This window comes from Pedobacter sandarakinus (genome assembly GCF_026240095.1).
Classification (GTDB): Bacteria; Bacteroidota; Bacteroidia; order Sphingobacteriales; family Sphingobacteriaceae; genus Pedobacter; species Pedobacter sandarakinus.
Genome location: NZ_JAPIVG010000002.1, coordinates 427056 through 453170, shown reverse-complemented (window position 1 = coordinate 453170; position 26115 = coordinate 427056). Strand labels below are relative to the sequence as shown.

Below are 26115 nucleotides of genomic sequence, written 5' to 3'. Positions count from 1 at the left end.
TTGAGGTAAAGATAGTGGGTAATTAATTTACTAGACAGGCTAGAATGAGCAAAAATAGAGGGTATTTGAGACAGTACTTACTTCTTTACCGTTTTCTTCTTATACTTTTTAACCATGTCTTCTGGTGCAACTGTGCAATAGGCCAGAACCAATGCCTTTTCCAGTAACTCCTCTTCGATAAATTTAAGTTCAAAAATTGTCCAGCCTTGCTTTCCCCATCCGGCTTGTGCAGGATAGATTGCAGAAGGATCTAAATCTGAAAATTTACTTTGATCTTTTGGAGATAAACGAAAAACAGCCTTTAGGTTAATATTATCGATAGTAATAAAGATTTTATCATCTACTTTAAATGAATTTTTATTAGCATTGGGTGTTTCTATAACGTTTTCGAAAGATAGTGCTAGTGCTCTAAAAGAATCTGGACTCATAATATTTTATTTTTTATAAGTTAATAGCATTGCTATTGAACATTTGAAAAGGCAAACTTACGCCAATTTTAGTAAAATGGTCGGTTTATGGTTAAATAAAATTTGATGTTGAATATAATTTAGCCTGTTAAATTGTATATAGCTTGTGGGGAAACTGGGCGGCGTAATTTAAAATTAAATTTAAGATATAGCTATTAGATTGGTAAGTTGCAAGTTCTGTTTTTAAACTGGCCAGGCCATTTGATAGGTATTGCATGTCTGTAAAGTATCCCATGCCATAGAACTTTCCTTTTTCCACCATTAAACAGCTCAACTCATTCTCTTTTCTTCCATCGTCTACAATGGCAAAGCTGGGTTGCGATTGTTGAACTTCTGACAATGCCGAGTTTAATCTTTTATTATACACTGCAACTGTTTCTATTCCACTACAAGCGCCAAAGCATTGACCGTTGTCGTGCGCTAAGCATTTTGTTGCCGTTTTTTGCAGATAACATAATTTTGCGCACAGGTGATATTTCTCAACCAAATCATTTAGAAAATTATAACCCTCTAAAAGACTGTTAAAACTTTGTATGGCTTTGTTATTTTTTTTGTGCTTGTCAATCGCCAAGCGCTGATACCCATTTTGATCTTCAAAAACATACAAATCATATTTATGTTCGTAGCGCTTCATGGTCCTGTTATTTTCTGGCCAAAGCCTTTTAATTTCATTGGCTTCTAAAATTAGTGCCATCAGCTCAGTACCACATAAAACATAGTCTACGTGATGGATAGATTTTAAAAAATCTTGTCTTTGCTTATTTGGCCTATTGCCTGTAAAATGACTTGTTACCCTCTTTTTAAGATTCTTGGCTTTACCTACGTAGATGATTTTACCTTTGGCATCCTTGAAATAATAAACACCTGGTTGGCTTGGTAGGCCAATGATTGCTGCTCTGTCTAAGTGAGGCGGAAGCACCTGTTCCTTTGAATTCTTTTTAAGCATCTCGAAGATAACGCCATCCAAATCATGTGTTAACAACAAATTGAATAAGATACTGGTAGCATCGGCATCTCCGGCAGCCCTGTGCCTATTGCTTATGGGAATCTGTAAGACACTGCAAAGCTTGCCCAAACTATAAGAAGGTTTTCCGGGAATTAATTTCCTGCTTAGGCGAACAGTACATAATTTTTTACATTGCAAATCGTAACCTGCAGCGGCCAAGTGATGCTTTAAGAAAGAATAATCAAAATTTACATTATGAGCTACAAAAATCTTGTCGTGTAATAACTGGTAAATCTGATATGCTACATCAGCAAACGTTGGGGCGTCTACCAGCATTGCGTCATCAATGCCGGTTAATGCAGTTATATAAATTGGTACTGGTGTACCGGGATTGATTAAAGTTGAAAACCTTTCGACAACCAAATTACCATCATGTATGTTTATGGCAACTTCAGTAATACCATTTGCCGATGCGTGCCCACCAGTGGTTTCTATATCTACAACTGCGTATAACATTTACATTTATTGAAACACAAATATATGCTAAAAATGTTAGTATTAAAATACCTTTGATCCATTATTTAGCATAAAAAAAGCGACTGCAAATTAATGGAGTCGCTTTGGTATTCTTTTTAAGAATTTTACAGCTTGCTTAATAGCTTGCTCAAATTGGGTTTAATACCTACAGAAATGGGAACCGTGTTAAATACCCTGTTTTGTATTTTACTAAATCCATACATGTAGCTTGCTTCAACGAAGAGGTTGGCTCCGCCGATGTTGTATTCGATACCGCCGCCGCCTTCAGCAATACCGAGGCTATTGGTTTTGTTATCCATGATTACTTGTAACGTGTTTGCATTTACTGAAGCCTGTGGCGTAAGTATGAAGCCACCACCTGCACCAGCGAAACCATAAAACGCCCATTTGTTCACAATTTTGCGATACCCGAGCGCCACATTGAGAAGATACGTTGTTGCTCTTCCATCTTGAATGGTGTAATTAAAGCCTGCGTCAGGTGTGATTTGATTAAAAGTAAATGCATGTAAACTTACCTTCGGATAGAGGAAAAGACCACTATCTCCCAAACCTAGATTAATCCCTAAGGCAGTGGAAAATTTCGGCTTAAAATAATCAGCTGTTTCACCTACCGGAAATGCAAATCCAATTCCACTCATCGAGTATAATTTGTCAGGTCTTGCAGATTGCGCCATTGCATGTTGCGATATACCCATATAGAGCAACGCAATTGATGTTAGTACTTTAAATTTCATGTTCTTAGTTTTCAGTTAGTGCATTTACTTTATGCAGTAGTTCTTGTATATCGAATGGTTTTTCCAAATATTGATCGGGAATATATTGTTGAGAGGCTAAATACTTTTCATCGTATCTAGCCGAGGCCATAATTACCGGTATTTTTTCAGTGTCCGAATTGAGTCTAAGTTCTTTAAAAACTGCTCGGCCATCCATACCGTTTAGCATAATATCAAGTATGATGAGATCTGGTTGAAACTCCTTTATAGTTTTAAAAATATATCGTGGAGATAACAATGGATAGACATCGTATTTTTCCGCCTCTAGCGCTAGTTGAAAGACCTCTAATATATCTGGGTCATCATCTACAACTAAAATTCTTTTCAAGGTTTATAGTTATTAATATTAATGTAAGACTATGCTAATACAATATTTAAACTATAATGTTTGGTACAGATCGAAAAATATACACCCAAAGCCTAATTGGGTTGAGGCTGATTGCTTTGAATAAACTTGTTGAAATTAATCTGATGTGTATCTGCAATGGCAAATGAAGTTTCTTTCGACAACAAAATCTGGTTGCCTAATACACCTTTAATGTGTTGCTTGGAGATAATAACGTCATTGCTGATCTGGATAAAAGCCGGATGCTTTTGAAGCATATTGATCATCTTCACAAAATCTATCTTCGAACTTACAAAATTCAACTTTGAAGTGATAAAGGCTATTTCCTGATCTTTCTGCTCCATTGCAATAAGATCAATTAATTCAATGCGCAACAGGTCTCCGTTATCATTTTGAAACGGCACATAAAAAAAGTGATCATCAAAGATCGGGTAGGATATATGTTCCTGGTTACCTGCGGGATATAAATTGTTGATGGTTTTTGCGAAATTCAATATCGTATAAGGCTTTAACAAATACGCATCTGCATCTACTTTAAAGGCATCTAAAGCATACCTTGGATGAGCGGTAGTAAAGATCAAGTGTTTTGCTTTCTGCCTTAAAAGACCTGCAAGCTCGATTCCAGACAATGCAGGCATTTCTACATCCATGAAAATTATATCAACAGGCTTAGACATGGAAATTTCAGCAAGCGCCTGTAAGGGCTCAGTAAAAGTTTGTATAAGGTCTAATTCTGGAAGTTTTTCCATATAAGAAATTAGACTTTCTAAAGAATGAGGATCATCATCGATTGCGATGCAACTTATGGACATTTTAGCGGTTTAGATTGGTGCAAATTACGATTTACCGAAGAAAATCGAAAAAAAAGTTAAACATAGCTGAGATATAAAAAGGATATTATTTTTAACTGTTTAAATTTCACTTTATTATATCCAATCGCTAATTACACGGTCAAGTTGTACTTAATCACACATACAAGACACAAATTAATTATACAACCCTAATATCAAATTATTTCGAGTGATAATCGTTATTCATACTAGATGTTGACAAACGGATTGCAAAGAAAATGGTTGAAAACGTTGTCGCGAACAAGCTGAATGCACACAAATGTATATTAAATAAGATATTTATTGTAATTTTTATACGATTAAATACGTTAATCAACTTAAATTATCTGTAATATTACGGGAAGCGTTTCTGTATTATTAATAATTTATAAAAATGCCTAACTTCTCTAATTCATATTTTGAATAATTTGGAAGCCTTATGAAATGACCTTGGAGAAAAACAAAACAATTCTCCTAAATAATTGTATAACAATTGATTAATATTTTATTACACATCGAAGTGCTATTAAAATCAAATCGCCCTAAAATTGTCCTTATGAAAAACAGCACAAAAGCTAAATGCAGACTTAACGTCTCCATTACGAAGAAAGTTATCGAATTGCAGGAAAAAGGGTACGACTGCGACTTCCTTGTAATTTCTAACGAAAATCTCTTGTGCATGCAAACCAATACCTTATATCCAATGACAGCAGTTTCAATCAAGAATATGGAAAATGGTTATGATTTTTTCAGTCAATCATACAAAAACCTCCATATCATTGATACTGGAAATGGGGAGCGGGGTGTATTACTAAGCGAGCAGGACTTTAATTAAATCACTTTTTCCAGCGCTGGAATTATTCCTTTACCAAGGCCTATCTTTTTGTTGATGCACTTCGAGGTTCTTTTATTTTGGATGCCTCGAACCCGGTATGTCCTAATCATAATTTTGCTGTTACATCTATTAATCAAGGTGCGTTCGTACAAACTTTGCAACAAATATTTTGTTTAAGTTTCATTAGATAAATTTAAACAAAATGTCCTATTCAATATCAGATCTTGAGCGGCTTTCCGGAATTCAATCACATACTATTAGAATATGGGAGCAACGGTATAATGCCTTGGATCCTACTCGTTCGGTTGGCAATACGCGACTATACAATGATCATCAGCTGAAAAAGCTGTTAAACATTGCCAGTTTAAATAAATCTGGACTTAAGATTTCCAAGATCTGTAATTTGTCTGATGATGCGGTTGATAAGCTTTTAAATGCCCAGTATGCAGTAAACAATGTTCCGGAAGCCGATGATTTTTACATTTTACAGTTGGTAAATGCAGGTATTACTTTTGATGAGCCTATTTTTCATTCCATTATAAATAGTTGTTTCGAGCAACTAGGAGTACACCAAACTTATCGAAGAATTATTTATCCTTTGCTTGTTAGAATTGGTTTGCTGTGGCGCACGGATCATGTCTGTCCGTCTCATGAACATTTCCTATCTAATTTAATTAGTCAAAAAATAAGTGCAGCAATTGAGCTTATTCCACCTATTAAAGATAATAAGAACCCAAAATGGCTACTTTTTCTACCCGAAGATGAAACCCACGATATTGGGCTTCTATTTGCTAAATATATGCTTTTACACAAGCAACAAAATGTTATTTTCTTGGGAGCTCGTGTGCCTATCGACGCTATTGAAAGTGTGCTGTCGACAATTAAAATTGATAATATCCTCGTGTTTATGTCAGCCTTACAGCTACCAGATAAGGCCCAACAATATTTGTCTGCACTAACAAAACTTTGCACCAGTCAGCGAATGCACTTGGCTGGCAATGCAAATTTAATTGGCAAACTGGACAATATCGATCATATCAATTGGATTAAAAACGTCGATGATTTTGAGCGGCAAATCACTAAACCTACTGCAATATGAAACAACTTTTCGATAAAGTATCTGAGGAATGCAGTAAACTCACAACAAGAAAGTATAGCACAAGTTTCTCGCTGGGTATTTATTTCCTAGGTAAAGAATTACGTTCACCCATTTACGCCGTTTATGGCTTCGTACGTTTGGCTGATGAAATTGTAGATAGCTTTCACAACTTTGATAAAAATTATTTATTAGATAAATTTGAACACGATACATTCGAAGCGATTGAACAGGGAATAAGCCTTAATCCCATCCTAAACTCTTTTCAATGCGTAGTTAATAAATATAATATTGACCATCAGTTGATTAGGCAATTTTTAAAAAGCATGAGGATGGATTTAGTTGAATGTGAGTTTACGCCAGATTTATATGATGAATACATTTTAGGCTCTGCCGAAGTTGTAGGATTAATGTGTTTAAAAATTTTTACCAATGGCAACGAAAATGACTATAAAAAGTTAAAACCTTATGCCATGAAATTGGGATCGGCTTTTCAGAAAATTAATTTTTTACGTGATATCAAATCAGATTTTCAATCACTTAGTCGTTCCTATTTTCCCAACGTTAATCTCGCCGTCTTTTGCGATAGCCAAAAGCAATTGATTGAGGATGAAATTGAGGAAGAATTTGCCGAAGCGCTTGTAGGTATAAAAATGTTGCCTTCGAGTGCAAGAAATGGGGTATATTTGTCTTATATCTACTATAAAAAATTGTTTTGCAAAATAAAAGGGTTAAGTGCAGAACGTATTATGACAGAAAGAATCAGAATCTCTAACCATTTAAAAGTGGCGTTGATGTTCGATTCTATCATAAAACATAAACTAAATGTAATATAATGGTTGAGCATGTAATAGTTGTTGATGAGCATGACACTCCACTAGGAGAAATGGAGAAATTGGAGGCACACCAAAAAGGTGTGTTGCATCGGGCATTTTCAATATTTATTTTTAATTCCAGGGGAGAATTGTTACTGCAACAGCGTGCTGCAGAGAAATACCATTGCGCTGGTTTATGGACAAATACCTGCTGTAGCCATCCGCGATCTCATGAGACCAATGAAGACGCGGCCAAGAGGCGCTTAATGGAAGAAATGGGTTTGCGTGCCGAATTGCATTATGCATTTAACTTCCATTACCGAGCGGAGTTTGATGATGGATTGATCGAGCACGAGATAGATCACGTTTTTATTGGGGTTTCAGATCAAATCCCTTTAATGAATCCATTGGAGGTTGGAGGCTGTCGATATGCCGATTTAGCATCGCTACAAGAAGACATTTTTTATCATCCAGAACGTTATACGCCATGGTTAAAGATTTGCTTGGATATGGTTATCGCCCATCTCGATTAAAATGTCATCAATACCGTAACTGGCTAGTTATATATGGTAGAAGATGATTAAACTGTTAAGCTTGAAATACCACGGTGCTCAAGATACTTAAGACGAATAGGCCCAATTAGAACGGACCTTCTTAATGTGCTTAAGCGATCTGTTTTCATATTAATTTTCTACATATAATAGAGCCATCTTACCATCAAAATTAATCATTTTTAAGGGCTGATTCTTCTCTGGCAGCTTTGAGCTTCTCCTTTTTCAAATCTATTCTAATGATGTTATATAGACTCATATAAACATTTGCAATCCAAACGATAGCGAAAAATGCGATCAGGTATCCTCGCCAGTCGGCATACAAAAGGGTGAATTTTGTAATGAACAATAGCATTGCGGTGATGTAATGACTAAAACAATATTCACATGTAAAGACATAAAAAAATTTTCGTTTAACAAGCTTGTTACAACGCTTTGCTTTATCAACACAAAATTCTCTTGCCTCTCTAAAGATTTCTTCTTTTGTTACCGTCCATGCAATGCATGCTACAGGTAAAGCTAGTATGAAAATATAATAAATATGCTGTTCCATTCTGAGGTATTTATCTAATAACCTCTAAGGCTGCCAAATGTTTATTAACCTGCTTAAACATTTCAACTTCAGCTTTGTTAATACACTAAATAAATTTCAACGATATGGAAAGGCCCGAAATTATTGCGATGCTAGAAGTTATAAATCAGCAAGTCAGTTCTTCAATACTTGGCGGAATGGAAGCAAAATATGAGGAACTTGAAGCCATGGGTTTAATAAAGATCAATAGAGATTCTGTGCAGTGGGCAGCAACCATGACTCCCGCAGGAAATGAATTTCTTGGTCACGATTGAAACATTAATCTATCCTGAATTACAATTTATTTCTTCTAAATTTGCGGATACTTAGCATAGGATATACAAGTTTTATGTTTCTCGGTAACCGTATATGAACAATTTCCAGATTAGAACAGTGGATGTATGCCGATACGTAACACCATTACGTGAAGGTGGCTCTATGCCTGCCATTGCCGAAGCGAACGACGAATTTCTTTATGTCGTTAAGTTTCGGGGAGCGGGGCAGGGGGCACGAGCCTTGATAGCGGAGCTAATTGGAGGAGAAATTGCCCGTGTTTTAGGTTTAAAGGTTCCAGAAATAGTTTTTGCCAACTTGGACGAGGCATTTGGTAGAACCGAGCCTGATGAGGAAATTCAGGATCTGCTGAAAGCAAGCGTAGGCTTAAATCTTGCGCTTCATTATCTTTCTGGAGCCATTACGTTTGATCAAACCGTTACCATTCCAGATCCGATATTAGCTTCGCAAATAGTATGGCTCGACTGCCTGTTGATGAATATGGATCGGACCTGCCGAAATACCAATATGTTAATTTGGCATAAAGAATTGTGGTTGATTGATCACGGTGCAGCACTTTATTTTCACCATTCCTGGCAAAATTGGGAAGAGCAGGCAATAAGGCCGTTTGTTTTAGTTAAAGATCATGTTCTTTTGCCTTGGGCCAGTGAGTTGGAATCGGTCGATCAGGTGTTTAGGGAAGCACTTACTCCCGAAAAAATTATAGCTATTGTAGCCCTCATTCCAGAGGTTTGGCTAAGCGGAGAAAGCACCTTTTCGAGTATTGAGGAACACAAGGCAGCTTATGCACAATTCCTAATCAGAAGATTAAATCATTCAGAGATCTTTTTAAAAGAAGCACAGCATGCAAGAGAAATTCTTATTTGAGTATGCTGTAATTCGCGTTATGCCAAGGGTAGAGCGTGAAGAATTTATGAACGTTGGCATTATCCTTTTTTGTTCCAAGAAGAAGTTTCTTAAAAGTATTTTCCATCTTGAACCGAACAAAATCGCAACTTTCTCTCCTTTGGTAGATTGCTTCGATTTGGAAAGCAATTTAGATGCCTTTGTGCGCATTGCATCTGGTGTTGAAGGTTCTGGCCCCATCGGTCAATACGATCAGGCATCTCGCTTTAGGTGGTTAACTGCAACTCGAAGTACCGTCCTGCAATGTTCCAAAGTTCATCCTGGTTTCTGCGCAAATCCAGATGAGACACTTTTAAAATTGTATCAAGAGCTTGTTCTATAAACTGAGTTTACCGCATTAATTTACATCATTTGTCGTTATCATACTTTAAAACACTAGAAGATTTACTTGCCTTAGAACGCAAGGAAGATCTTAGGAACTATTCAGCGCTTACGGCTGGTACATCAGCTGCAGATCGTCGTTCACTTGGCTTAACCTGGTATCCCATAGCCATTAGAAATACCGAAATTGGGAGGGGAGAATACTTAACTTTAGAAGTTGAGCGTACTACCCATCATGACCTGTCCCATCAATTTAGATTTGGAGCTGCAGTAGCGATCTTTTCCAATCATCAACCTGATAGCGATAAAGTTGAGGGTGTAATCTCACACCTCAGCGGAAACAAAATGAAAGTTAGCCTGCGAATTGATGAGCTACCTGAATGGGCACAAGATGGTAAGCTTGGTGTAGATTTGCTTTTTGATAACAATAGCTATGATGAGATGCAGGGAGCGCTAAAAAGTGCTGCACTGATAACCGACAAGGAAGCCCAGCATCAGTTGATTGAGATATTAACTGGTAAGGAAAAACCTACTTTTACCGCCGGAGCAGGCAATGATACTAGCAATAAACTCAATCATGCACAAAACGAGGCAGTTTCAAAAATTCTTACTTCAGACCACCTTGCTATCGTTCATGGTCCTCCTGGAACGGGTAAAACAACAACTTTAATTCAGGCAATAAGCCTGTTGGCACAGCAATATGATGATAAAATCCTGGTTGTGGCACCTAGCAACACGGCTGTAGACCTGCTCACTGAAAAGTTGTCGGTTGCTGGTTTGAATGTAATTAGGGTAGGGAACCCTGCAAGGGTATCTGCACAACTCAGCAGCACCACGCTGAGCCATCAAATGGCCGACCATCCTGAGATGAAAAGCATTAAACAATTAAAGAAAAAGGCCAGTGAATATAAAAACATGGCTCATAAATACAAGAGGAGTTTTGGTAAGGCTGAACGAGATCAGCGGAAAGCGCTCTTTGCCGAGGCCCATAAAATCGGAAAAGAGATTGAAAAAATAGAGTCTTATATTATCGATAATCTTTTTGAAAAGGCGCAGATTATTAGCGCTACCCTTGTCGGCGCAAATCATTATACCGTTCGGAACTTAAAATACAGTGCCGTTTTTATTGATGAAGCAGGCCAGGCAATGGAACCTGCTTGTTGGATTCCTATTTTAAAAGCCAGTAAGGTGGTTTTAGCTGGAGATCATTTCCAGTTGCCGCCAACCTTAAAATGTGTAGAAGCAGCCAATAAGGGATTGGAAAACACATTAATGGAAAAATTAGTGGCCATACATCCCGAAGCAGTTACCTTGCTTACTGAGCAATATCGGATGAATGAACAAATCATGCTTTATCCCAGCCGAGCATTTTATGCTGATAAGTTGCAGGCGCATTCTTCCGTAAGTAAGCAATTGATTTATAAGGATGAAGATGCCCTTACTTTTATTGATACCGCAGGTTGTAGTTATGATGAAAAACTTGATGGTACGAGCACCACGAATCCCGATGAAGCAAATTTTTTAATCCTACATTTATCAATATTGGTTACGAAGTTATTGAACCACAATTCAGTAGAAAATTTCCCGACCATTGCTGTTATCTCACCTTACAAACAGCAGGTTGTGATTTTAAAGGAACTTTTAAGCGCAAATGATTTATTATCAAAATTGGAGCATAAGATTGCCATTAACACTATTGATAGTTTTCAAGGCCAAGAACGAGATGTGGTGTACATTAGTTTAACACGGAGCAATACCACCCATACAATTGGTTTTTTAAGCGATACCAGGCGGATGAATGTGGCCATGACTAGAGCGAAGAAAAAGCTTGTGGTCATTGGTGACAGTGCAACTTTAGCGAAGCATAAATTTTATTCGGATTTTATTGATCATGCTGAGAAAAACAATGCCTATCGAAGTGCATGGGAATTCCTGGCGGTTTACAGTTTGTGATAATGATAATCATTTTGGTTGAATTATTATTACATTTGAGCAATCACCCTTAACTCATTTATGTCCGCAACTGGCACTAGACCAAGTTTATGTTTAGCCTGCGTCTTGATGAGTAATGTGAGCAGATAAATTAATTATTCTCCATGCAAGAAGGACTCCATATTTTAATCGCCGATGATAGCGAACTCATGCGTGTGGTGATGAAGGGCTATTTCAAAAAGTTACTCACCTCTCCGCAAATCGTTGAAGTGTCCAATCTTATAGATGCATTTGATTTTCTTAATGCCCAACGCTTCGACTTTTTACTTCTGGATATAAATATGCCTAGAGGCGACAGTAATCCAGACACGGTAAGACAAGTGCTGTCCATTCAGCAAGACATTAAAGTTTGTATGTTTACTGGCAATGATAAGGCCTCGCTCCAGGAAGCATACCACGAAGCCGGAGCGATAGGGTTTATCCAGAAAGACGAAGACATGGGCTTATCCATAAAAGAGATCTTGGAAAGGTGTTTTAGCTAACATCAGCAGTTTTATCGTTTAATAATTTCGCTGAAATTGAAGCTCCCGCAACTAGCAGTTCATTTGTAATTAGCCTGGTATAGTTAGTAATCTCCAATTTAAAATCTGCAACCGAAGATCCAGACCTGATTTCCTCCAGTCTCTTTTCCCATTGTCCGGTAAGCTCGGCCTGCGCAATTTGTTTGTCTTTTACAACCTCGTAAACAGCCAGTCCTTTGTTCGTAGGAAGTAAATTCCGCTTCTCTCTAATAATATAATCTCTGGTAATTAATGTTTCGATGATGGATGCCCGAGTTGCTGGTGTACCTAAACCGCTATCTTTCATCGCATAGCGAAGCTCCTCATCTTCTATTTCTTTACCACAAGTTTCTAACGCTTTAAGTAATGATGCTTCATTATACATCGATTTGGGTTTAGTTTGCTTCTCTAAAAGTGCTTTTTCCGTAATTGGCAGTTGCTCGCCAGCTACAACTTTTGGCAATGCAGCATTGTCTTCGTCTTTCTTATCATCGTCTGTTTCGTTAAATACAGAACGCCAGCCAGCAGATCGAACTACTGTACCGTTGGCCATAAAAGCTAAACCGGCGTATATGGTAATTTTAGTTATTTCCTTCAGGCATTCCTGGTGAAAGGCTTCGATCATTCTTCCTACTACCATATCATAAACGGCTTGTTTATCACTCGTTAAGTTATGTGCTTGTTCACCAGTGGGTAACACCGCGTGGTGATCGGTTACTTTTTTGGCATTTACACTTCGTTTATTAAGTGCAACAGTCTGCAGAAATTGTGCCTGTTTGCCGAAATCGGGATGACTTACAAACTTGGAAATTAAATCTGGAACACCTGCAAAAACATCGTCGCCAATATACCTAGAGCCAGTACGCGGATAAGACACCAACTTGCTTTCATACAAACTTTGTAAGATATTTAATGTCTGGTCTGCGGTGAATCCTTTCTTCTTGTTTGCCTCTTGTTGCAAACTACTCAAATCGTGTAAGAGGGGTGGTGGCTCTTTTCGGGGTTTTGCCTCAACAGCTGTAATATTACCTCCATTATTGAAACCGGCATTTACGTCTTCAACTAAGGCAAAAAGTCTTTCTGCCTCCTGTTTTTCTTTAAAATTATTAACTGATATTGCCTTAAATAATTGTTCATCCTTGGATAACAAAATACTGATTTGATAATAGGTTTGGGGAACGAAATTTTTGATCTCTAAAAACCTGGTGCAAATCATGGCAAGGGTGGGCGTCTGTACCCTACCTAGAGATAGAACAGTTCGGTTCCCGGCAGAAATGCTTAGTGCCTGCGTGGCATTCATTCCCACTAGCCAGTCTGATTCTGAGCGGCAATGCGCTGAATTAAATAACGTATCGTAATCTGCACCGGGCTTTAAATTTCTGAAACCATCTTTGATCGCCTCATCTGTTTGCGAAGAAATCCACAACCGCTTAAACGGTTTTTTACACTTTAGATAATAATAAATGTACCTAAAAATAAGCTCCCCTTCACGTCCGGCATCTGTTGCAACAATAATTTCTGTAGCGTCATCAAACAATTTTTTAATCGTATCTAATTGTTTTCGAACCGCCGGATCTTCAACAAAACCATCTTTTGTTTTGATTTTTCTTACTGCAAGTTTAAATTTTGCCGGCAACATTGGTAAATGCTGTTTCCGCCAACCGATAAAACCGTAATCTTGGGGTGGCGCCAATTGAAGCAAGTGGCCAAAAGCCCAGGTAAACGAATATCCCTTTCCTTCAATGTATCCATCTCTTCTGGTGGTTGCTCCGAAAACTTTAGCAAGTTCGCGACCAACAGACGGCTTTTCTGCGATAACAATTTTCATCAATCAAACTTAATTTCTAAAGTTCAAAGATGCCTAAATATTCCATGCGTGCCCCAAAAAATTACTCACAAAGTAAACACCTGCCAGCTAAACAATTTACCTTCTGGCATGTTAGGTAGCCACATTGGTTGGTAACAATTGCAACCATATTTCATCTGATAACTTAATGGAAAAGCTTTTTTACTTTCAAGATTATAAAGTCAAAGTCAATTACGAACCCGGCATCATACGCGTTTGTAGTGATAATGAACTTTGGCAATTCTTAGATGGACAAGCATCGGTCCGTTTAGAAATTTTATCACAAGCAATTAAAACTCAATATCAGCAAATCTATAATAAAGCATTGCAAATCGAAACCGATTCACTGATTGTAGAGCTTGTAGCACATATTTATTGTGATTATATCGGCTTGGCATTTAACAAGATTGTTCCTATAAGGTACACACAACGAATTGTGGGTAAGCTGCTCAAGCGTGCAGAAATAATTGATTGTGGTGAAAAGGGACATGATAGCAATAGGTGGTTGTGGGATCTCCTTTCGGCATATAAACGCACAATTGTGATGGTACTACCAAAAAATCTTCACGCTAAGAAATTAAAACCTGCTTCTCCGGTCGGGGATTATAACTCCTGAGCCAAGTTCACTAAAAACCCTTTGAGCTTTTCTAGCGAATCAATAATCTTCTGATTTTCCTTGACATCGCTTTTATTGTTTTTCAAATATTCTTTTGCCCCTTTCAGTGTGAATCCCTTTTCATCGACCAAATTGAAAATTATTTTTAAGTTTTCTATGTCTTCTGGCGTAAACAAGCGATTGCCTTTTTTATTTTTCTTAGGTTGAAGAATGTCGAATTCTTTTTCATAAAAACGGATTTGAGATGCATTTACGCTAAACATTTCCGTTACCTCTCCCATGGTATAATACATTTTATTGATGTCTCTTTCCTTGTACGGCATATATCTTACTTGATTATGAGTGTATTATATCGATTAATTAAAGTATTCAAATGTAATGCGATTTTTCCTGATTAACGCAATAAAATTTTAATTTTGTTCCTCCAATAATACAACGATGACAGCACAAGACATAAGACAAGCATTCCTAAATTTTTTTAAAAATAAACAACACCAAATCGTTTCATCGGCGCCAATTGTGGTTAAAAACGATCCTACGTTGATGTTTACGAATGCCGGAATGAACCAGTTTAAAGATTTATTTTTAGGTGAAGCTACTATTAAATACCCCCGTGTAGCCGATACACAACGCTGTCTGCGTGTATCTGGTAAGCATAATGATTTGGAGGAAGTTGGAATTGATACCTATCACCATACGATGTTCGAGATGCTTGGCAACTGGAGTTTTGGCGATTATTTTAAAAAGGATGCGATTGCCTGGAGTTGGGAATTATTAACAGACGTTTACAAAATTCCTAAAGATAAATTGTATGTAACCTACTTTGAAGGCGATGAAAAAGAAGGTTTAGCAAAAGACCAGGAAGCTTACGACTTATGGAAACAATATGTAGACGAAAGCCACATTCTGCCCGGTAATAAAAAAGATAATTTTTGGGAAATGGGTGATACTGGTCCATGTGGTCCGTGTTCAGAAATTCATGTAGATTGCCGTTCGGATGATGAGAAGGCATCGGTTGATGGTGCTACCTTGGTTAACGCAGATCATCCGCAGGTGATCGAAATCTGGAATAACGTTTTTATGCAATTTAATCGTTTAAAAGATGGTTCCCTACAAAGTTTGCCTGCCAAACACGTTGATACAGGAATGGGTTTTGAACGTTTAGTGAGGGTGCTTCAAGAAAAATCTTCTAATTACGATACAGATGTTTTTCAGCCCATGATTCAATTTATTGCCGAGAAATCTGGAATTAAATATGGTGCCGATGAAAAAACGGATATCGCTATGCGGGTAATGGCAGATCACATTCGTGCAATTTCCTTCGTAATCGCCGATGGACAATTACCCTCAAATAATAAAGCCGGATACGTTATCCGCCGAATTTTACGTCGTGCAGTACGTTATGCCTATACATTCTTAAATTTCAAAGAGCCGTTCCTAAACCAACTGGTACCGCTTCTCGCAAATCAATTTAAAGGCGTATTCGATGAACTTTTTGCACAGCAGGATTTTGTTCAAAAGGTAGTGTTAGAGGAAGAGGTTTCCTTCTTGAGGACGTTATCCACAGGTATCCAAAGATTTGAGCGATATCAAACCAATGACAATATCGTAGAAGGGAGTTTCGCGTTTGAATTATCAGATACATTTGGATTTCCGATTGATTTAACGGAATTAATGGCAAGGGAAAAAGGTTGGACTGTAGATATCATTGGCTATGAACAATCGCTGAAAAAACAGAAAGACGATAGTCGTGCGGCTACGGCAATAGATACTGGAGATTGGGTAATGGTTAATAATGATGATCAAAGTGAATTTGTAGGTTATGACGACTTAGAGATTGAAACAGAGATTATTAAGTATCGGAAAGTTAAAGCAAAAGGTAAAGAACAATACCAGATTGTATTAAGGCAAACGCCATTTTATGCCGAAAGCGGTGGTCAGGTTGGCGATACCGGCAGGCTAGAAGACCACAGCCGCCAGTTCTGGGTTGATATTACGGATACAAAAAAAGAAAATGGTTTAACGGTACATTTTACCGATTTGCTTCCAGATAGTTTGGAAGGTAAATTCTGGGCGGTGGTTGATGAAGATAAAAGAATCCTCACAGATGATAATCATTCTGCAACGCATCTTTTACATGCGGCTTTAAAGCAGGTGTTAGGTAAGCATGTAAACCAAAAAGGCTCCTTAGTAAATGCAGACTATCTGCGTTTCGATTTTTCGCATTTTGCAAAAGTAACCGATGAAGAACTGGCACAGATTGAAGTGATCGTGAATCAAAAGATCAGACAAAATATTAAGTTAAAGGAGCAAAGAAATGTACCCTATCAAGATGCTATAGAAAGTGGTGTAACTGCGCTCTTCGGAGAAAAATATGGTGACTTTGTGCGAATGATTACCTTTGATGACCATTATTCTAAAGAACTATGTGGTGGAACGCATGTAAAAGCCACCGGCCAAATCGGCTCGTTTAAAATTGTCGCAGAAAGCGCAGTTGCTGCTGGCGTAAGAAGGATTGAAGCCATTACTGCAGATAAAGCTGAACAATACTTTTTAGACCAAAGGCGAGAACTCGGGCATCTGAAGTCGTTATTAAATGGTTCGAAAGATCTTTCAGCTGCTGTACAAGCGTTAATTGATGAAAATGCTAAATTGAAAAAAGAAATTGAGAAATCTACTCTGGAACGTGTCAACAACCTGAAGCACGAAATTGTACATCATGTAAGAGGGATCAATGGCGTTAATCTTATTGCTAAGCATATTGATCTTCAGAGTGCTGATGCAATTAAAAATTTGGCATTCTCGCTTAAAGACATGATCGATAATTTATTTCTAGTATTCACCACAGAAATTGACGGCAAACCAGGCATTACTGTTATGCTGGCAGACGAGCTTGTGAGGAAAGGGATGAATGCATCAAACATTGTAAGGGAATTGGGGAAAGAAATACAAGGTGGGGGCGGTGGCCAGCCATTCTATGCAACAGCAGGCGGGAAAAATCCGGCAGGATTGCCAACTGTGTTAGAGAAGGCAGAGGCGTTTATCAAAGTAAATTAACATTTTTTACATCTATTCCGATATTGTTACAGTTAGTTCACCTCTAAATAGGCAGGTAAACTAACTGTATCCTTGATGGCTTGCTAGCCTTTGCTGTGTGAACACATTATTCTGCCGCTCAGATTATAAAAATTTTCATTGGATTTGCGTCTATTATTAGCGTAGGATGAGACAATCGTTGTATTGAAGCCTATCCACGAATAGGAATAACACTTGGAAAAAGATTTTAAAACAAAAAAGAGGCACATGCCTCTTTTCTTATTTAATGCCTTCCTCTACCATGCCCCTTGCCATGATCATGTCTAGGTCCATGTCCCAAATTTCCCTTATACTTAGTCGGTTTATAATGTGCCTTCGGGGCAACATATCTTACCCTGTTGTATCCCCCGTATGACGAACGAACCACATTAACGTTTCTCGAATATCTTGTCCGGTGTATATTATAACTTCTGTACGGACTGTTCCCATGGACGACTATTTTCCGGCCGCGGTTCAAATCGTAACCTCTATATCTGGTAGGTAAGTACCTTGATCTGGTCCAACGGTTGCCGCTAAGGTAAACGAACTGTCTCTGCGGCACATAATAATATGATTGTACTTCTGGGAGATAATAATAATTTACGTTTTGGTAACCAACTGGAACCCAAGCCGGCTGTCGACCAATATTTACATTAACATTTACCTGAGCGCTAGATTGATTTGAGGTTAATCCTATGATTCCTACAATCGCAGAGATAATCAATAACTTTTTCATAATCGTTTCTATTTGTGTGTGTACACAATTTCAAACGTTGTGCCAAAAAAACTATTGTAACAGAAAATTGAAAAATGACAATTCCGTAAAGACCATTCCTTCGCAAAATAGCAGTTGGATTCAATCTGATAATTATTCAAATGGTTTCATTTGACATTCTTTAACTATATTTGAGGAAATTTTAAGCGGGATAATCAAGAATCCTAATCTTATTTATCTGTGGTTAACAACAATTAAATGCCTTTACAACAAAGAAGCCCACAACATCAGTACGAACTTGTTTCGGGACTTGAAATACATGTTCAATTAAATACGAATACTAAAATATTTTCGGCAGATAGCACCACTTTTGGTGCGCAGCCAAACCAGAACATCTCTACTGTTTCATTGGCACTTCCTGGAGCCTTGCCAAAGCTAAATAAAGAGGTGGTAGAAAAAGCTGTACGTATTGGCTTAGCTTTGAATTGCACCATTAACCAAACCAACCATTTCGATCGTAAAAATTACTTTTACGCAGATTTGCCTAAAGGCTACCAAATTACGCAAGACAATCAGCCTATATGTATAAATGGTTTTCTGGAGTTAGCGCTTGCCGATGGTTCTTCAAAGAGGATTGGAATTAATAGAATTCATTTAGAAGAAGATGCAGGAAAAAGCATCCACGATCAGGATGATAGATTCTCGCTTGTAGATTTGAACCGTGCCGGAGTACCTTTGATAGAGATTGTAACGGAACCAGACATCCGTACATCGGAAGAAGCATCAGCGCTGCTGAACGAAGTTAGAAAATTGGTACGCCATCTAAATGTTAGTGATGGGAACATGGAAGAAGGCAGTTTACGCTGCGATGCAAACATTTCTATACGACCAGTGGGCGCAAGTGAATTTGGCACACGCTGCGAGGTAAAAAACTTAAATTCCATGCGTAACGTACGTAGGGCTATGGATTTTGAATTTACCAGACAAATAGAGGTAATTGATAATGGCGGTACAATTTTGCAAAGTACTTTAAATTTCGATGCTGATAAAGGGACAACCTCGCCAATGCGAACTAAAGAAGAAGCCAATGACTATCGATATTTTGCTGATCCGGATTTACAACCCATTTATATTGCAGATGATTGGTTAAATGAGATTAAGAACGCAATGCCGGTTCTGCCAAACCAGATCTCAAAACAAATGATATCGGAGTTTGGAATTACTAATGCAGATGCTGCAATCTTTGCAGAAGACCTGGAATTGTTAAATTATTTCAATTCGGCATTGCCCTTCATTAACGTTAAAAAGAGCCTAATTAATTGGCTGATAGGGCCTATCAGGGCGGTTTTAAATGATAAAGCAATTACGATTAAACAATACCTGGTTAAACCCCAGCAGCTAGCAGCTACAATAAATCTAGTTGATAACAAGAAGCTGTCGCAAAAGGTGGCGGTTCAGCAATTGTTGCCCGCCATTGAGACACAAACTGAGCAAAACGATGTTGCCGCTTTGGCTCAATCGCTAAATCTACTAATTAGTGAAAACACCGATGAACTCGATGAATTTATTGAAACGGTGCTAGCTAATTACCCGCAGCAGGTTGAGGCCTTCAAAAAAGGTAAAAAGGGAGTGTTAGGGCTTTTTGTTGGAGATGTAATGAAGTTGGCGAAGGGGAAGGCGGATGCAAAAAAAATAAACGAATTGATACTTGAAAAACTAAAATAAAATGAAATTAAACAAAGTAGGCTTTTTTGCCATCATTGCATTAGCATTTACCGCTTGCAAACCGAAAGATAGTTTTACCATAGACGGCACTTTTAAAAATACGGGAACAGAAAATAAGGTGTATTTATTTGGAATGAACAACAGTAAAATGGTTGCGATTGATTCAACCAATCTATCTGAAAAAGGCGAATTTAAGTTTATTCGTAAAACACCTTCTGTTGATTTTTTCCGTGTTTCAATCGGTAATCATGAATATATGTTAATTGCCAAAAATGGCGATGATATTGATTTGGAGGCAGATTTAGCAGATAAAACCATGGCATACAAAATTTCTGGTGCCAACGAGGTTGAAAAATTATCTGAACTTAACAGCATTAGAAATAATTTCGCCCAACAGGTTGAAAAGCTTCAGGCAGATTTCGAAGCCAAAGTGGCTACCCAACCAGAAAACAGAGCCACCATCTTAGAACAGATGAAACCTCAATATGAATCTTACATCAATCAATTAAATACACAGATCTTAAAATTTGCGGCAGATAATAAAGGTACATTGGCGAGTTTTTATGCCATGAATACCTTAAGTCCACAAGAGTTTGAAGCCGAATTGGTTAAGTTTGCCGATGACGTAAAAGAAGAGATTAAAGGCAATGCAACAGTAGATACTTTTGTAAAACAAATGGCCTTGTTAAAAAGTGTTCAAGTTGGACAAATTGCGCCTGCATTTACCATTAATACAGCAGAAGGCAAGGCTATAAGTTTATCAGATTACAAAGGGAAATATGTTTTAGTAGATTTTTGGGCATCTTGGTGCCAGCCTTGTCGCCAGGAGAACCCTAACGTAGTGCGCATGTACAATAAATACAAAGCAAAAAACTTCGATGTGTTAGGAATTTCTTTAGATACAGATAAAGCAGCTTGGTTGGGCGCAATAAAGGCCGATGGTTTGACATGGACACATGCCTCAGAACTAAGCGATTTCAACGGCGCAACGGTAAAACAATACCAGGTACAAGCAATTCCAACATCATATCTAATTGATCCAAGCGGCAAAATTGCAGCGAAAAACCTTAGAGGGAACGAGCTAGATGCATTTTTAGCAAAAACGTTACGTTAAAAGAAACTGCATGTTAATGTATTTATACAGGTTAACAATTTCTTAACTTAGGCTTAACCAATAATTACATCAGAGCAAGTACTTTCGTAACAAATACTTAACTATGAACAACGCAGGTCAGAAAATATTAATTGTTGACGATGAACCAGATATTTTAGAGTTGATCGAATACAACTTAAAAAAAGAAGGTTATCAGGTATTCACTGCATCCAATGGACAAGAAGGAATTACAGTTGCCAAGAAAGTTCATCCTGATTTAATTATTCTTGACATCATGATGCCTAAGATGGATGGGATTGAGGCATGCAGAATCATGCGTGGAATTCCTGAATTTAAGAATACATTTATGGTTTTTTTAACGGCCAGAAGTGAAGAGTATTCAGAAATTGCAGGATTTAATGTAGGTGCAGACGACTATATTGCCAAGCCCATAAAACCACGTGCCTTGGTTAGCAGGATAAATGCGATTTTGAGAAGGAATTCGGGCACGGAAGAAATTTCAGAAAACAAGCTGGAAATAGGCGATTTGGTGATTGATCGCGAGGCATACCTCGTTTTCCAAGCAGGAACTAAAGTGGTGCTGGCTAAAAAGGAATTCGAATTGTTATACCTGTTGGCATCTAAACCGGGAAAAGTCTACACCAGGGAATCGATTCTCAAAAATATATGGGAAGATTCGGTAGTTGTTACCAACCGCACAATTGATGTTCACATTCGTAAACTCCGCGAGAAATTAGGTGAAACTTATGTGTCAACCGTAAAAGGTGTCGGATATAAATTTGAGTTATCTTAGTTGATATAAATAAGCCCTTACCTGGCTTAAGCACACAGTTTGATACAGCATTGGCATGTATTAAGCTGTGTTTTTTTTTTGGTAATCAATTTTAGTATCTCACAAATGCCTTCAAATTGATAACTGGTATCGTTAGAGCAGTCAAATAAATTTGAGCTTACAGTGCCCATCAAAAATTAAATCCGTATTTTTGCGATCATCAATCACATACAGCTTGAAGTATCCTAATTTTAAAGACCTTATTCTTTTCGAAGACAACGATTTCATCGTAATCAACAAACCACCATTCTTAGCTTCGCTCGATGAAAGAGGTGGATCTGGAGAAACCAATGTGCTAAGAATGGCTAAGCAGTATAGCTTCGATGCCCAGGTTTGCCACCGATTGGATAAAGAGACTTCTGGCGCTTTAATCATCGCAAAAAATCCTGAAGCTTACCGACATGCCTCGATGCAGTTCGAACGCAGAAAGGTAAATAAAACTTATCATGCTGTTGTAGATGGACATGTAATTTTCGATCAGTTGTTGGTTGATCTGCCTATTTTGAACGACGGAAATAAAAATGTAACCATTGATAGGGCAGAAGGAAAACGTGCTGAAACAATTTTTGACTCGTTAAAATACTATAAGCATTATACATTGGTAGAGTGCAAGCCAATTACCGGCCGTATGCACCAAATTCGGATTCACCTGGCTACACAAAGGGCGGCTATCGTAGGCGATGATATGTACAAAGGGAAACCTGTTTTCCTATCTGCTATAAAGCGTGGATATAAGCTTACAAAAGGAGAAGAAGAGCAACCAATTATGAAACGCTTTGCCCTTCATGCCAGACATCTTGTTTTCAAAGGACTCGATGACCAAGACATTATTATCGAAGCTCCATATCCTAAAGATTTTGCCACACTTATAAAACTGCTCGATAAATTTGATGCTTAGTGCAGAGAACTTAACCCAGCTAATTTAAAAACAAGAAAAATGTATATCCACTTTGTAAATTACCTTGATCAGATAAATCAGTTTCGAAAATCTAAAATATCAAATCGTAATTTCTTAGTGATCCTGGCTATTGTAGTAGGAATTTTGGCCGGATTGGCTGCTGCAGCGCTCAAAACGCTAACCCATCACATCGAAGAGTTTCTCCAATCAGATTGGCAATGGAAATATAAATACTACCTGTATCTGCTCTTCCCCATGATTGGGATTTTTTTAACGGTAGTTTATGTAAAGTATTTCATTCGTAAAAGTAAATTTGAAACAGGCCTAACGCCACTGCTTTATGCAATCTCTAAAAAATCCAGTCGGGTAGAACCACATAATATCTATTCGCAAATAATTACCGCCGCAGTTACAGTAGGCTTTGGCGGATCTACCGGATTAGAGGCGCCGATTGTAACCAGTGGGTCTGCCATTGGCTCTAACTTAGGTCGGTTTTTAGGTTTGTCTTATCGGGAGATCACCATGTTGGTAGCTTGTGGTGCAGCTGCCGGAATAGCGGGTGCCTTTAATAGTCCGATAGCTGGAATTGTATTTGCCATCGAAATTTTGCTTCCAGAATTCACTATTCCAGCTTTTATTCCATTGTTATTGTCGGCAGCAACTGCTGCTGTGGTTGCCAGGCTTTTCTATACCCAGCAATTATTCTTTTTGGTAACCGAAGGTTGGCAGGTTAACGCCTTGGTTTACTATGTGATTTTGGCGGTTTTAATCGGCTTGTTTTCTATTTATTTCACCAAAGCAAATTATGCTGTAAAAGGATTGTTTTATAAGATTCAACATCCTTATACAAAAGTGGTAGCGGGCGGTTTAATGCTAGGTGCCCTGGTATTTCTTTTTCCTACGCTTTATGGAGAAGGATATATTACAATCAAAAGCTTGTTGAAAGGGGATTATTTAGCCGTTATTAATAATAGTATTTTTTCTGATTTCAATACCGTGCCTGCGCTTGTTGTACTGTTTACCCTCGTAACAATTTTTATAAAATCTATTGCGACGCTGGTTACATTAGGCGCTGGCGGAAATGGGGGTACCTTCGCACCAAGTTTAATTATGGGCGGCTTAATCGGGTTCATCTTCGCATACATGGTGAATTTATCAGGATTTGCGCAGTTGAATGTATCTAATTTTATTGTGGCAGGCATGGCTGCAGCCTTGGGTGCTATTATGCATGCACCACTCACCGGTATTTTTCTTATTGCAGAAATTACCGGCGGTTATATTTTGATGGTGCCATTAATGATTACGACGGCCATTTCTTATGCCATTAATCGAAGCGCACAAAAGCATTCTATATATACTAAGGCACTGGCCGACAAGGGTGAATTACTTTCACATGAGGATAAAGATACCACCGTTCTAAACCAAATGAAATTAAAATACCTTACGGAAAAAAATTACCCGGTTTTAGAGATGAGCGACCTGATTTCGGTAAGAATGAATGACATTGTACAATCACATAAAAATATATGTGCCGTAACCGATGAGGCAGGTGATTTTAAAGGCATCGTATATGTAGAAGAGGTATTTAACGAGATGATGAAAAGTGAGCAAAAGGAAACACTTACCGCCGCACATATTGTTCACCCTGCACCGAGAACAATCAATGAATCAGATGATTTAAAAGTAGTGTTAGAAAAGATGGAGCAAGAGAACGCATGGACCTTACCCGTAATTAGCCCTCAAAACCAATATCGTGGATTTGTTTCAAAAACTGCCATCTTCAACAAATATCGGGCTTTGTTAATGAGACAGAACGATTATATGGGGTAAGTTACCAATTTAAATTCCTTTAACAGCCTCAGGGCAGCAAACCAAAAAAAAGTTGAAATGTATTAGCCTTAACCATACACCCCAACTTTTCTTATTCCAATCTTAAGAAGTCACTGTCAACCTTTTGCCTGCTAGGCTTTTTTATTCCGCCCGCTTTAGGCCGAATTTCTCGATTTTGCTGTACAGGTGACTTCGTTGAATGTCAATTTCATCTGCTGTTTTGGATACATTCCAATTGTTTTTTTCAAGTTTGAATTTGATGAATTCCTTTTCAGCGTGATCTTTATAATCTTGAAAATTATTGAAACTATCGAAAGTTGAACCTAATCCGGCACCTGTTGCAGACTGTGCAATCTGTGTGCTGCTGGCAGCGCCAATGTTTGTACCGCCGCCTGGATTGGCGAATGCACGAACATCATTTTCGGTAATTACTTTATCACTTAAGATAATTAAGCGTTCGATCATATTGTGCAATTCACGAACGTTACCCGTCCACGGTAATGCTTTAAGAGCAGCCATGGCACCGTCGTTTACTTTTTTAACGGGCATGCCATAGTCGTTACAAATATTTTCGAGAAAGTGTTGCGCAATTACAGGGATATCATCTGTTCGCTCGGTTAAGTGCGGTACATGGATGTTGATTACGTTTAACCGATGGTACAAGTCCATACGGAAATTACCATCTTCAATTTCTTTCAACAAATCTTTATTGGTTGCAGCAAGTACCCGTACGTTTACGTCGATCTCTTTTTCTCCACCTACACGAGATATTTTGTGCTCTTGCAAAGCCCTGAGTACTTTCGCTTGGGCTGAAAGGCTCATATCGCCAATTTCATCCAGAAATAAGGTTCCTCCATTGGCGAGCTCAAACTTACCAATACGTTGTTTTACCGCCGATGTAAATGAACCTTTCTCATGGCCAAAAAGTTCACTTTCTATTAACTCTGATGGTATTGCAGCGCAGTTAACTTCTATCAACGGACTATCTGCACGATTAGATTTCTCGTGCAACCACCGAGCAACAAGTTCTTTACCACTACCGTTTGCACCGGTTATGAGCACCCTGGCCTCTGTAGGAGCCACACGTTCTATGGTTTCTTTAATTTTAGATATGCTTTCAGATTCGCCGAGAATTTCGCGGGTTTTGCTTGCCTTACGTTTGAGGACTTTAGTTTCTGTAACCAGTGTACCACGATCTAAACCATTGCGAACCGTAATCAACAGGCGGTTTAAATCTGGTGGTTTAGAAATGAAATCAAATGCACCTTTTTTGCTGGCCTCAACCGCCGTTTCAACCGTACCGTGTCCGGATATCATGATGAAGGGCAAATCTGGTTTAAGCGCTTGAGCTTGCTCCAACACTTCCATACCGTCCATTTTGTTCATTTTTATGTCGCAAAGTACCAGATCGAAGTTTCCTTTTTTGATCATTTCTAGCCCATCGATACCATTATCGGTATCATCGACATCATAATTCTCGTATTCCAAGATTTCGCGTAAGGTACTCCTGATCGCACGCTCATCATCAATAATTAGTAGTTTGGCCATTTGGTTTTGTTTGTTCAATATATTATGCGAATATATCGTTTTTAAGTTAATGTATAGTTTTTAATACAATATTTAGCCTTTAAACCAGTATGAATGTAAAAGGTTTTAACCGAATGGAAATATTCTTTGGAAGTGA

Annotated in this window: 26 protein-coding genes; 16 read left to right on the top strand and 10 right to left on the bottom strand. The window is 38.1% G+C overall.

What is annotated here, in order from left to right; genetic code table 11:
- Window positions 1-77: 77 nt before the first annotated feature.
- From OQ268_RS07600 to OQ268_RS07580, 5 genes are all read right to left on the bottom strand, one after another.
- Complete coding sequence (locus tag OQ268_RS07600; protein ID WP_265855518.1) at window positions 78-428, bottom strand: MmcQ/YjbR family DNA-binding protein; 351 nt, start codon at window positions 426-428, stop codon at window positions 78-80.
- A gap of 127 nt (window positions 429-555) precedes the next feature.
- Window positions 556-1929 carry an exonuclease domain-containing protein gene (locus tag OQ268_RS07595; RefSeq protein WP_265855517.1) on the bottom strand — a complete coding sequence of 458 codons (1374 nt, stop codon included), beginning with the start codon at window positions 1927-1929 and terminating at the stop codon, window positions 556-558.
- Window positions 1930-2054: 125 nt separating this feature from the next.
- Window positions 2055-2684, bottom strand: a complete 630-nt coding sequence (locus tag OQ268_RS07590) for a hypothetical protein (RefSeq protein ID WP_265855516.1) — start codon at window positions 2682-2684, stop codon at window positions 2055-2057.
- 4 nt (window positions 2685-2688) lie between these two features.
- Window positions 2689-3051: a response regulator transcription factor gene (locus tag OQ268_RS07585; RefSeq protein ID WP_265855515.1), complete on the bottom strand. Its 363-nt coding sequence runs from the start codon at window positions 3049-3051 to the stop codon at window positions 2689-2691.
- A 92-nt stretch (window positions 3052-3143) separates the two neighbouring features.
- Window positions 3144-3881, bottom strand: coding sequence for a LytR/AlgR family response regulator transcription factor (locus OQ268_RS07580; RefSeq protein WP_265855514.1), 738 nt, complete (start codon window positions 3879-3881; stop codon window positions 3144-3146).
- A 574-nt stretch (window positions 3882-4455) separates the two neighbouring features.
- Here OQ268_RS07580 and OQ268_RS07575 point away from each other — a divergent pair.
- The 4 genes from OQ268_RS07575 (at window position 4456) to idi (ending at window position 7178) form a co-directional block, all read left to right on the top strand.
- Entirely contained in the window at window positions 4456-4734 is a 279-nt protein-coding gene (locus tag OQ268_RS07575) for a hypothetical protein (protein ID WP_265855513.1), read from the top strand.
- A 202-nt stretch (window positions 4735-4936) separates the two neighbouring features.
- Window positions 4937-5833 (top strand): MerR family transcriptional regulator, encoded by an 897-nt coding sequence (locus OQ268_RS07570; RefSeq protein ID WP_265855512.1) that lies wholly within the window; start codon window positions 4937-4939, stop codon window positions 5831-5833.
- Complete coding sequence (locus tag OQ268_RS07565) at window positions 5830-6666, top strand: phytoene/squalene synthase family protein (RefSeq protein ID WP_265855511.1); 837 nt, start codon at window positions 5830-5832, stop codon at window positions 6664-6666. The genes OQ268_RS07570 and OQ268_RS07565 overlap by 4 nt, the downstream gene beginning before the upstream one ends.
- Complete coding sequence (gene idi / locus OQ268_RS07560; protein ID WP_265855510.1) at window positions 6666-7178, top strand: isopentenyl-diphosphate Delta-isomerase; 513 nt, start codon at window positions 6666-6668, stop codon at window positions 7176-7178. The genes OQ268_RS07565 and idi overlap by 1 nt, the downstream gene beginning before the upstream one ends.
- 190 nt (window positions 7179-7368) lie before the next feature.
- Here idi and OQ268_RS07555 read toward each other — a convergent pair whose 3' ends face one another.
- Window positions 7369-7749, bottom strand: coding sequence for a hypothetical protein (locus OQ268_RS07555; RefSeq protein WP_265855509.1), 381 nt, complete (start codon window positions 7747-7749; stop codon window positions 7369-7371).
- A gap of 104 nt (window positions 7750-7853) precedes the next feature.
- Here OQ268_RS07555 and OQ268_RS07550 point away from each other — a divergent pair, with 104 nt between their 5' ends.
- The 5 genes from OQ268_RS07550 (at window position 7854) to OQ268_RS07530 (ending at window position 11762) form a co-directional block, all read left to right on the top strand.
- Window positions 7854-8042: a hypothetical protein gene (locus OQ268_RS07550; RefSeq protein WP_265855508.1), complete on the top strand. Its 189-nt coding sequence runs from the start codon at window positions 7854-7856 to the stop codon at window positions 8040-8042.
- A gap of 94 nt (window positions 8043-8136) precedes the next feature.
- On the top strand, window positions 8137-8928 hold the full coding sequence (locus tag OQ268_RS07545; protein WP_265855507.1) for a HipA family kinase: 792 nt from the start codon (window positions 8137-8139) through the stop codon (window positions 8926-8928).
- The gene (locus tag OQ268_RS07540; RefSeq protein ID WP_265855506.1) at window positions 8906-9289 is read left to right on the top strand and encodes a DUF3037 domain-containing protein; all 384 of its coding nucleotides are present in this window, start codon (window positions 8906-8908) and stop codon (window positions 9287-9289) included. Before OQ268_RS07545 ends, OQ268_RS07540 begins: the two co-directional genes overlap by 23 nt.
- Before the next feature lie 29 nt (window positions 9290-9318).
- Entirely contained in the window at window positions 9319-11241 is a 1923-nt protein-coding gene (locus tag OQ268_RS07535; RefSeq protein ID WP_265855505.1) for an IGHMBP2 family helicase, read from the top strand.
- A 143-nt stretch (window positions 11242-11384) separates the two neighbouring features.
- Window positions 11385-11762 (top strand): response regulator, encoded by a 378-nt coding sequence (locus OQ268_RS07530; RefSeq protein WP_265855504.1) that lies wholly within the window; start codon window positions 11385-11387, stop codon window positions 11760-11762.
- Here OQ268_RS07530 and topB read toward each other — a convergent pair.
- Window positions 11755-13608 carry a DNA topoisomerase III gene (gene topB, locus OQ268_RS07525; RefSeq protein ID WP_265855503.1) on the bottom strand — a complete coding sequence of 618 codons (1854 nt, stop codon included), beginning with the start codon at window positions 13606-13608 and terminating at the stop codon, window positions 11755-11757. The genes OQ268_RS07530 and topB overlap by 8 nt on opposite strands.
- A gap of 166 nt (window positions 13609-13774) precedes the next feature.
- Here topB and OQ268_RS07520 point away from each other — a divergent pair, with 166 nt between their 5' ends.
- Complete coding sequence (locus OQ268_RS07520) at window positions 13775-14242, top strand: hypothetical protein (protein WP_265855502.1); 468 nt, start codon at window positions 13775-13777, stop codon at window positions 14240-14242.
- Here the strand turns inward: OQ268_RS07520 and OQ268_RS07515 are convergent.
- Window positions 14230-14565 carry a MerR family transcriptional regulator gene (locus OQ268_RS07515; protein ID WP_265855501.1) on the bottom strand — a complete coding sequence of 112 codons (336 nt, stop codon included), beginning with the start codon at window positions 14563-14565 and terminating at the stop codon, window positions 14230-14232. The two genes, OQ268_RS07520 and OQ268_RS07515, sit on opposite strands and share 13 nt — an antisense overlap.
- 115 nt (window positions 14566-14680) lie before the next feature.
- On the opposite strand from OQ268_RS07515, the gene alaS reads away from it, so the two are divergent.
- Window positions 14681-17299 (top strand): alanine--tRNA ligase, encoded by a 2619-nt coding sequence (gene alaS / locus OQ268_RS07510; RefSeq protein ID WP_265855500.1) that lies wholly within the window; start codon window positions 14681-14683, stop codon window positions 17297-17299.
- A 262-nt stretch (window positions 17300-17561) separates the two neighbouring features.
- Here the strand turns inward: alaS and OQ268_RS07505 are convergent, their stop codons facing one another.
- A complete protein-coding gene (locus OQ268_RS07505; RefSeq protein WP_265855499.1) occupies window positions 17562-18053 on the bottom strand; it encodes a hypothetical protein in 492 nt (163 codons plus the stop codon).
- A gap of 237 nt (window positions 18054-18290) precedes the next feature.
- On the opposite strand from OQ268_RS07505, the gene gatB reads away from it, so the two are divergent.
- The 5 genes from gatB (at window position 18291) to OQ268_RS07480 (ending at window position 24431) form a co-directional block, all read left to right on the top strand.
- Window positions 18291-19757, top strand: a complete 1467-nt coding sequence (gatB, locus tag OQ268_RS07500; RefSeq protein ID WP_265855498.1) for an Asp-tRNA(Asn)/Glu-tRNA(Gln) amidotransferase subunit GatB — start codon at window positions 18291-18293, stop codon at window positions 19755-19757.
- 1 nt (window position 19758) lies between these two features.
- Window positions 19759-20871 (top strand): TlpA disulfide reductase family protein, encoded by a 1113-nt coding sequence (locus OQ268_RS07495; RefSeq protein ID WP_265855497.1) that lies wholly within the window; start codon window positions 19759-19761, stop codon window positions 20869-20871.
- 103 nt (window positions 20872-20974) lie between these two features.
- Entirely contained in the window at window positions 20975-21664 is a 690-nt protein-coding gene (locus OQ268_RS07490) for a response regulator transcription factor (protein WP_265855496.1), read from the top strand.
- A gap of 214 nt (window positions 21665-21878) precedes the next feature.
- Window positions 21879-22601, top strand: coding sequence for an RluA family pseudouridine synthase (locus OQ268_RS07485; protein WP_265855495.1), 723 nt, complete (start codon window positions 21879-21881; stop codon window positions 22599-22601).
- Window positions 22602-22640: 39 nt separating this feature from the next.
- Window positions 22641-24431, top strand: a complete 1791-nt coding sequence (locus OQ268_RS07480; protein ID WP_265855494.1) for a chloride channel protein — start codon at window positions 22641-22643, stop codon at window positions 24429-24431.
- A gap of 141 nt (window positions 24432-24572) precedes the next feature.
- Here the strand turns inward: OQ268_RS07480 and OQ268_RS07475 are convergent, their stop codons facing one another.
- Complete coding sequence (locus tag OQ268_RS07475; RefSeq protein ID WP_265855493.1) at window positions 24573-25979, bottom strand: sigma-54-dependent transcriptional regulator; 1407 nt, start codon at window positions 25977-25979, stop codon at window positions 24573-24575.
- Window positions 25980-26115: the final 136 nt, after the last annotated feature.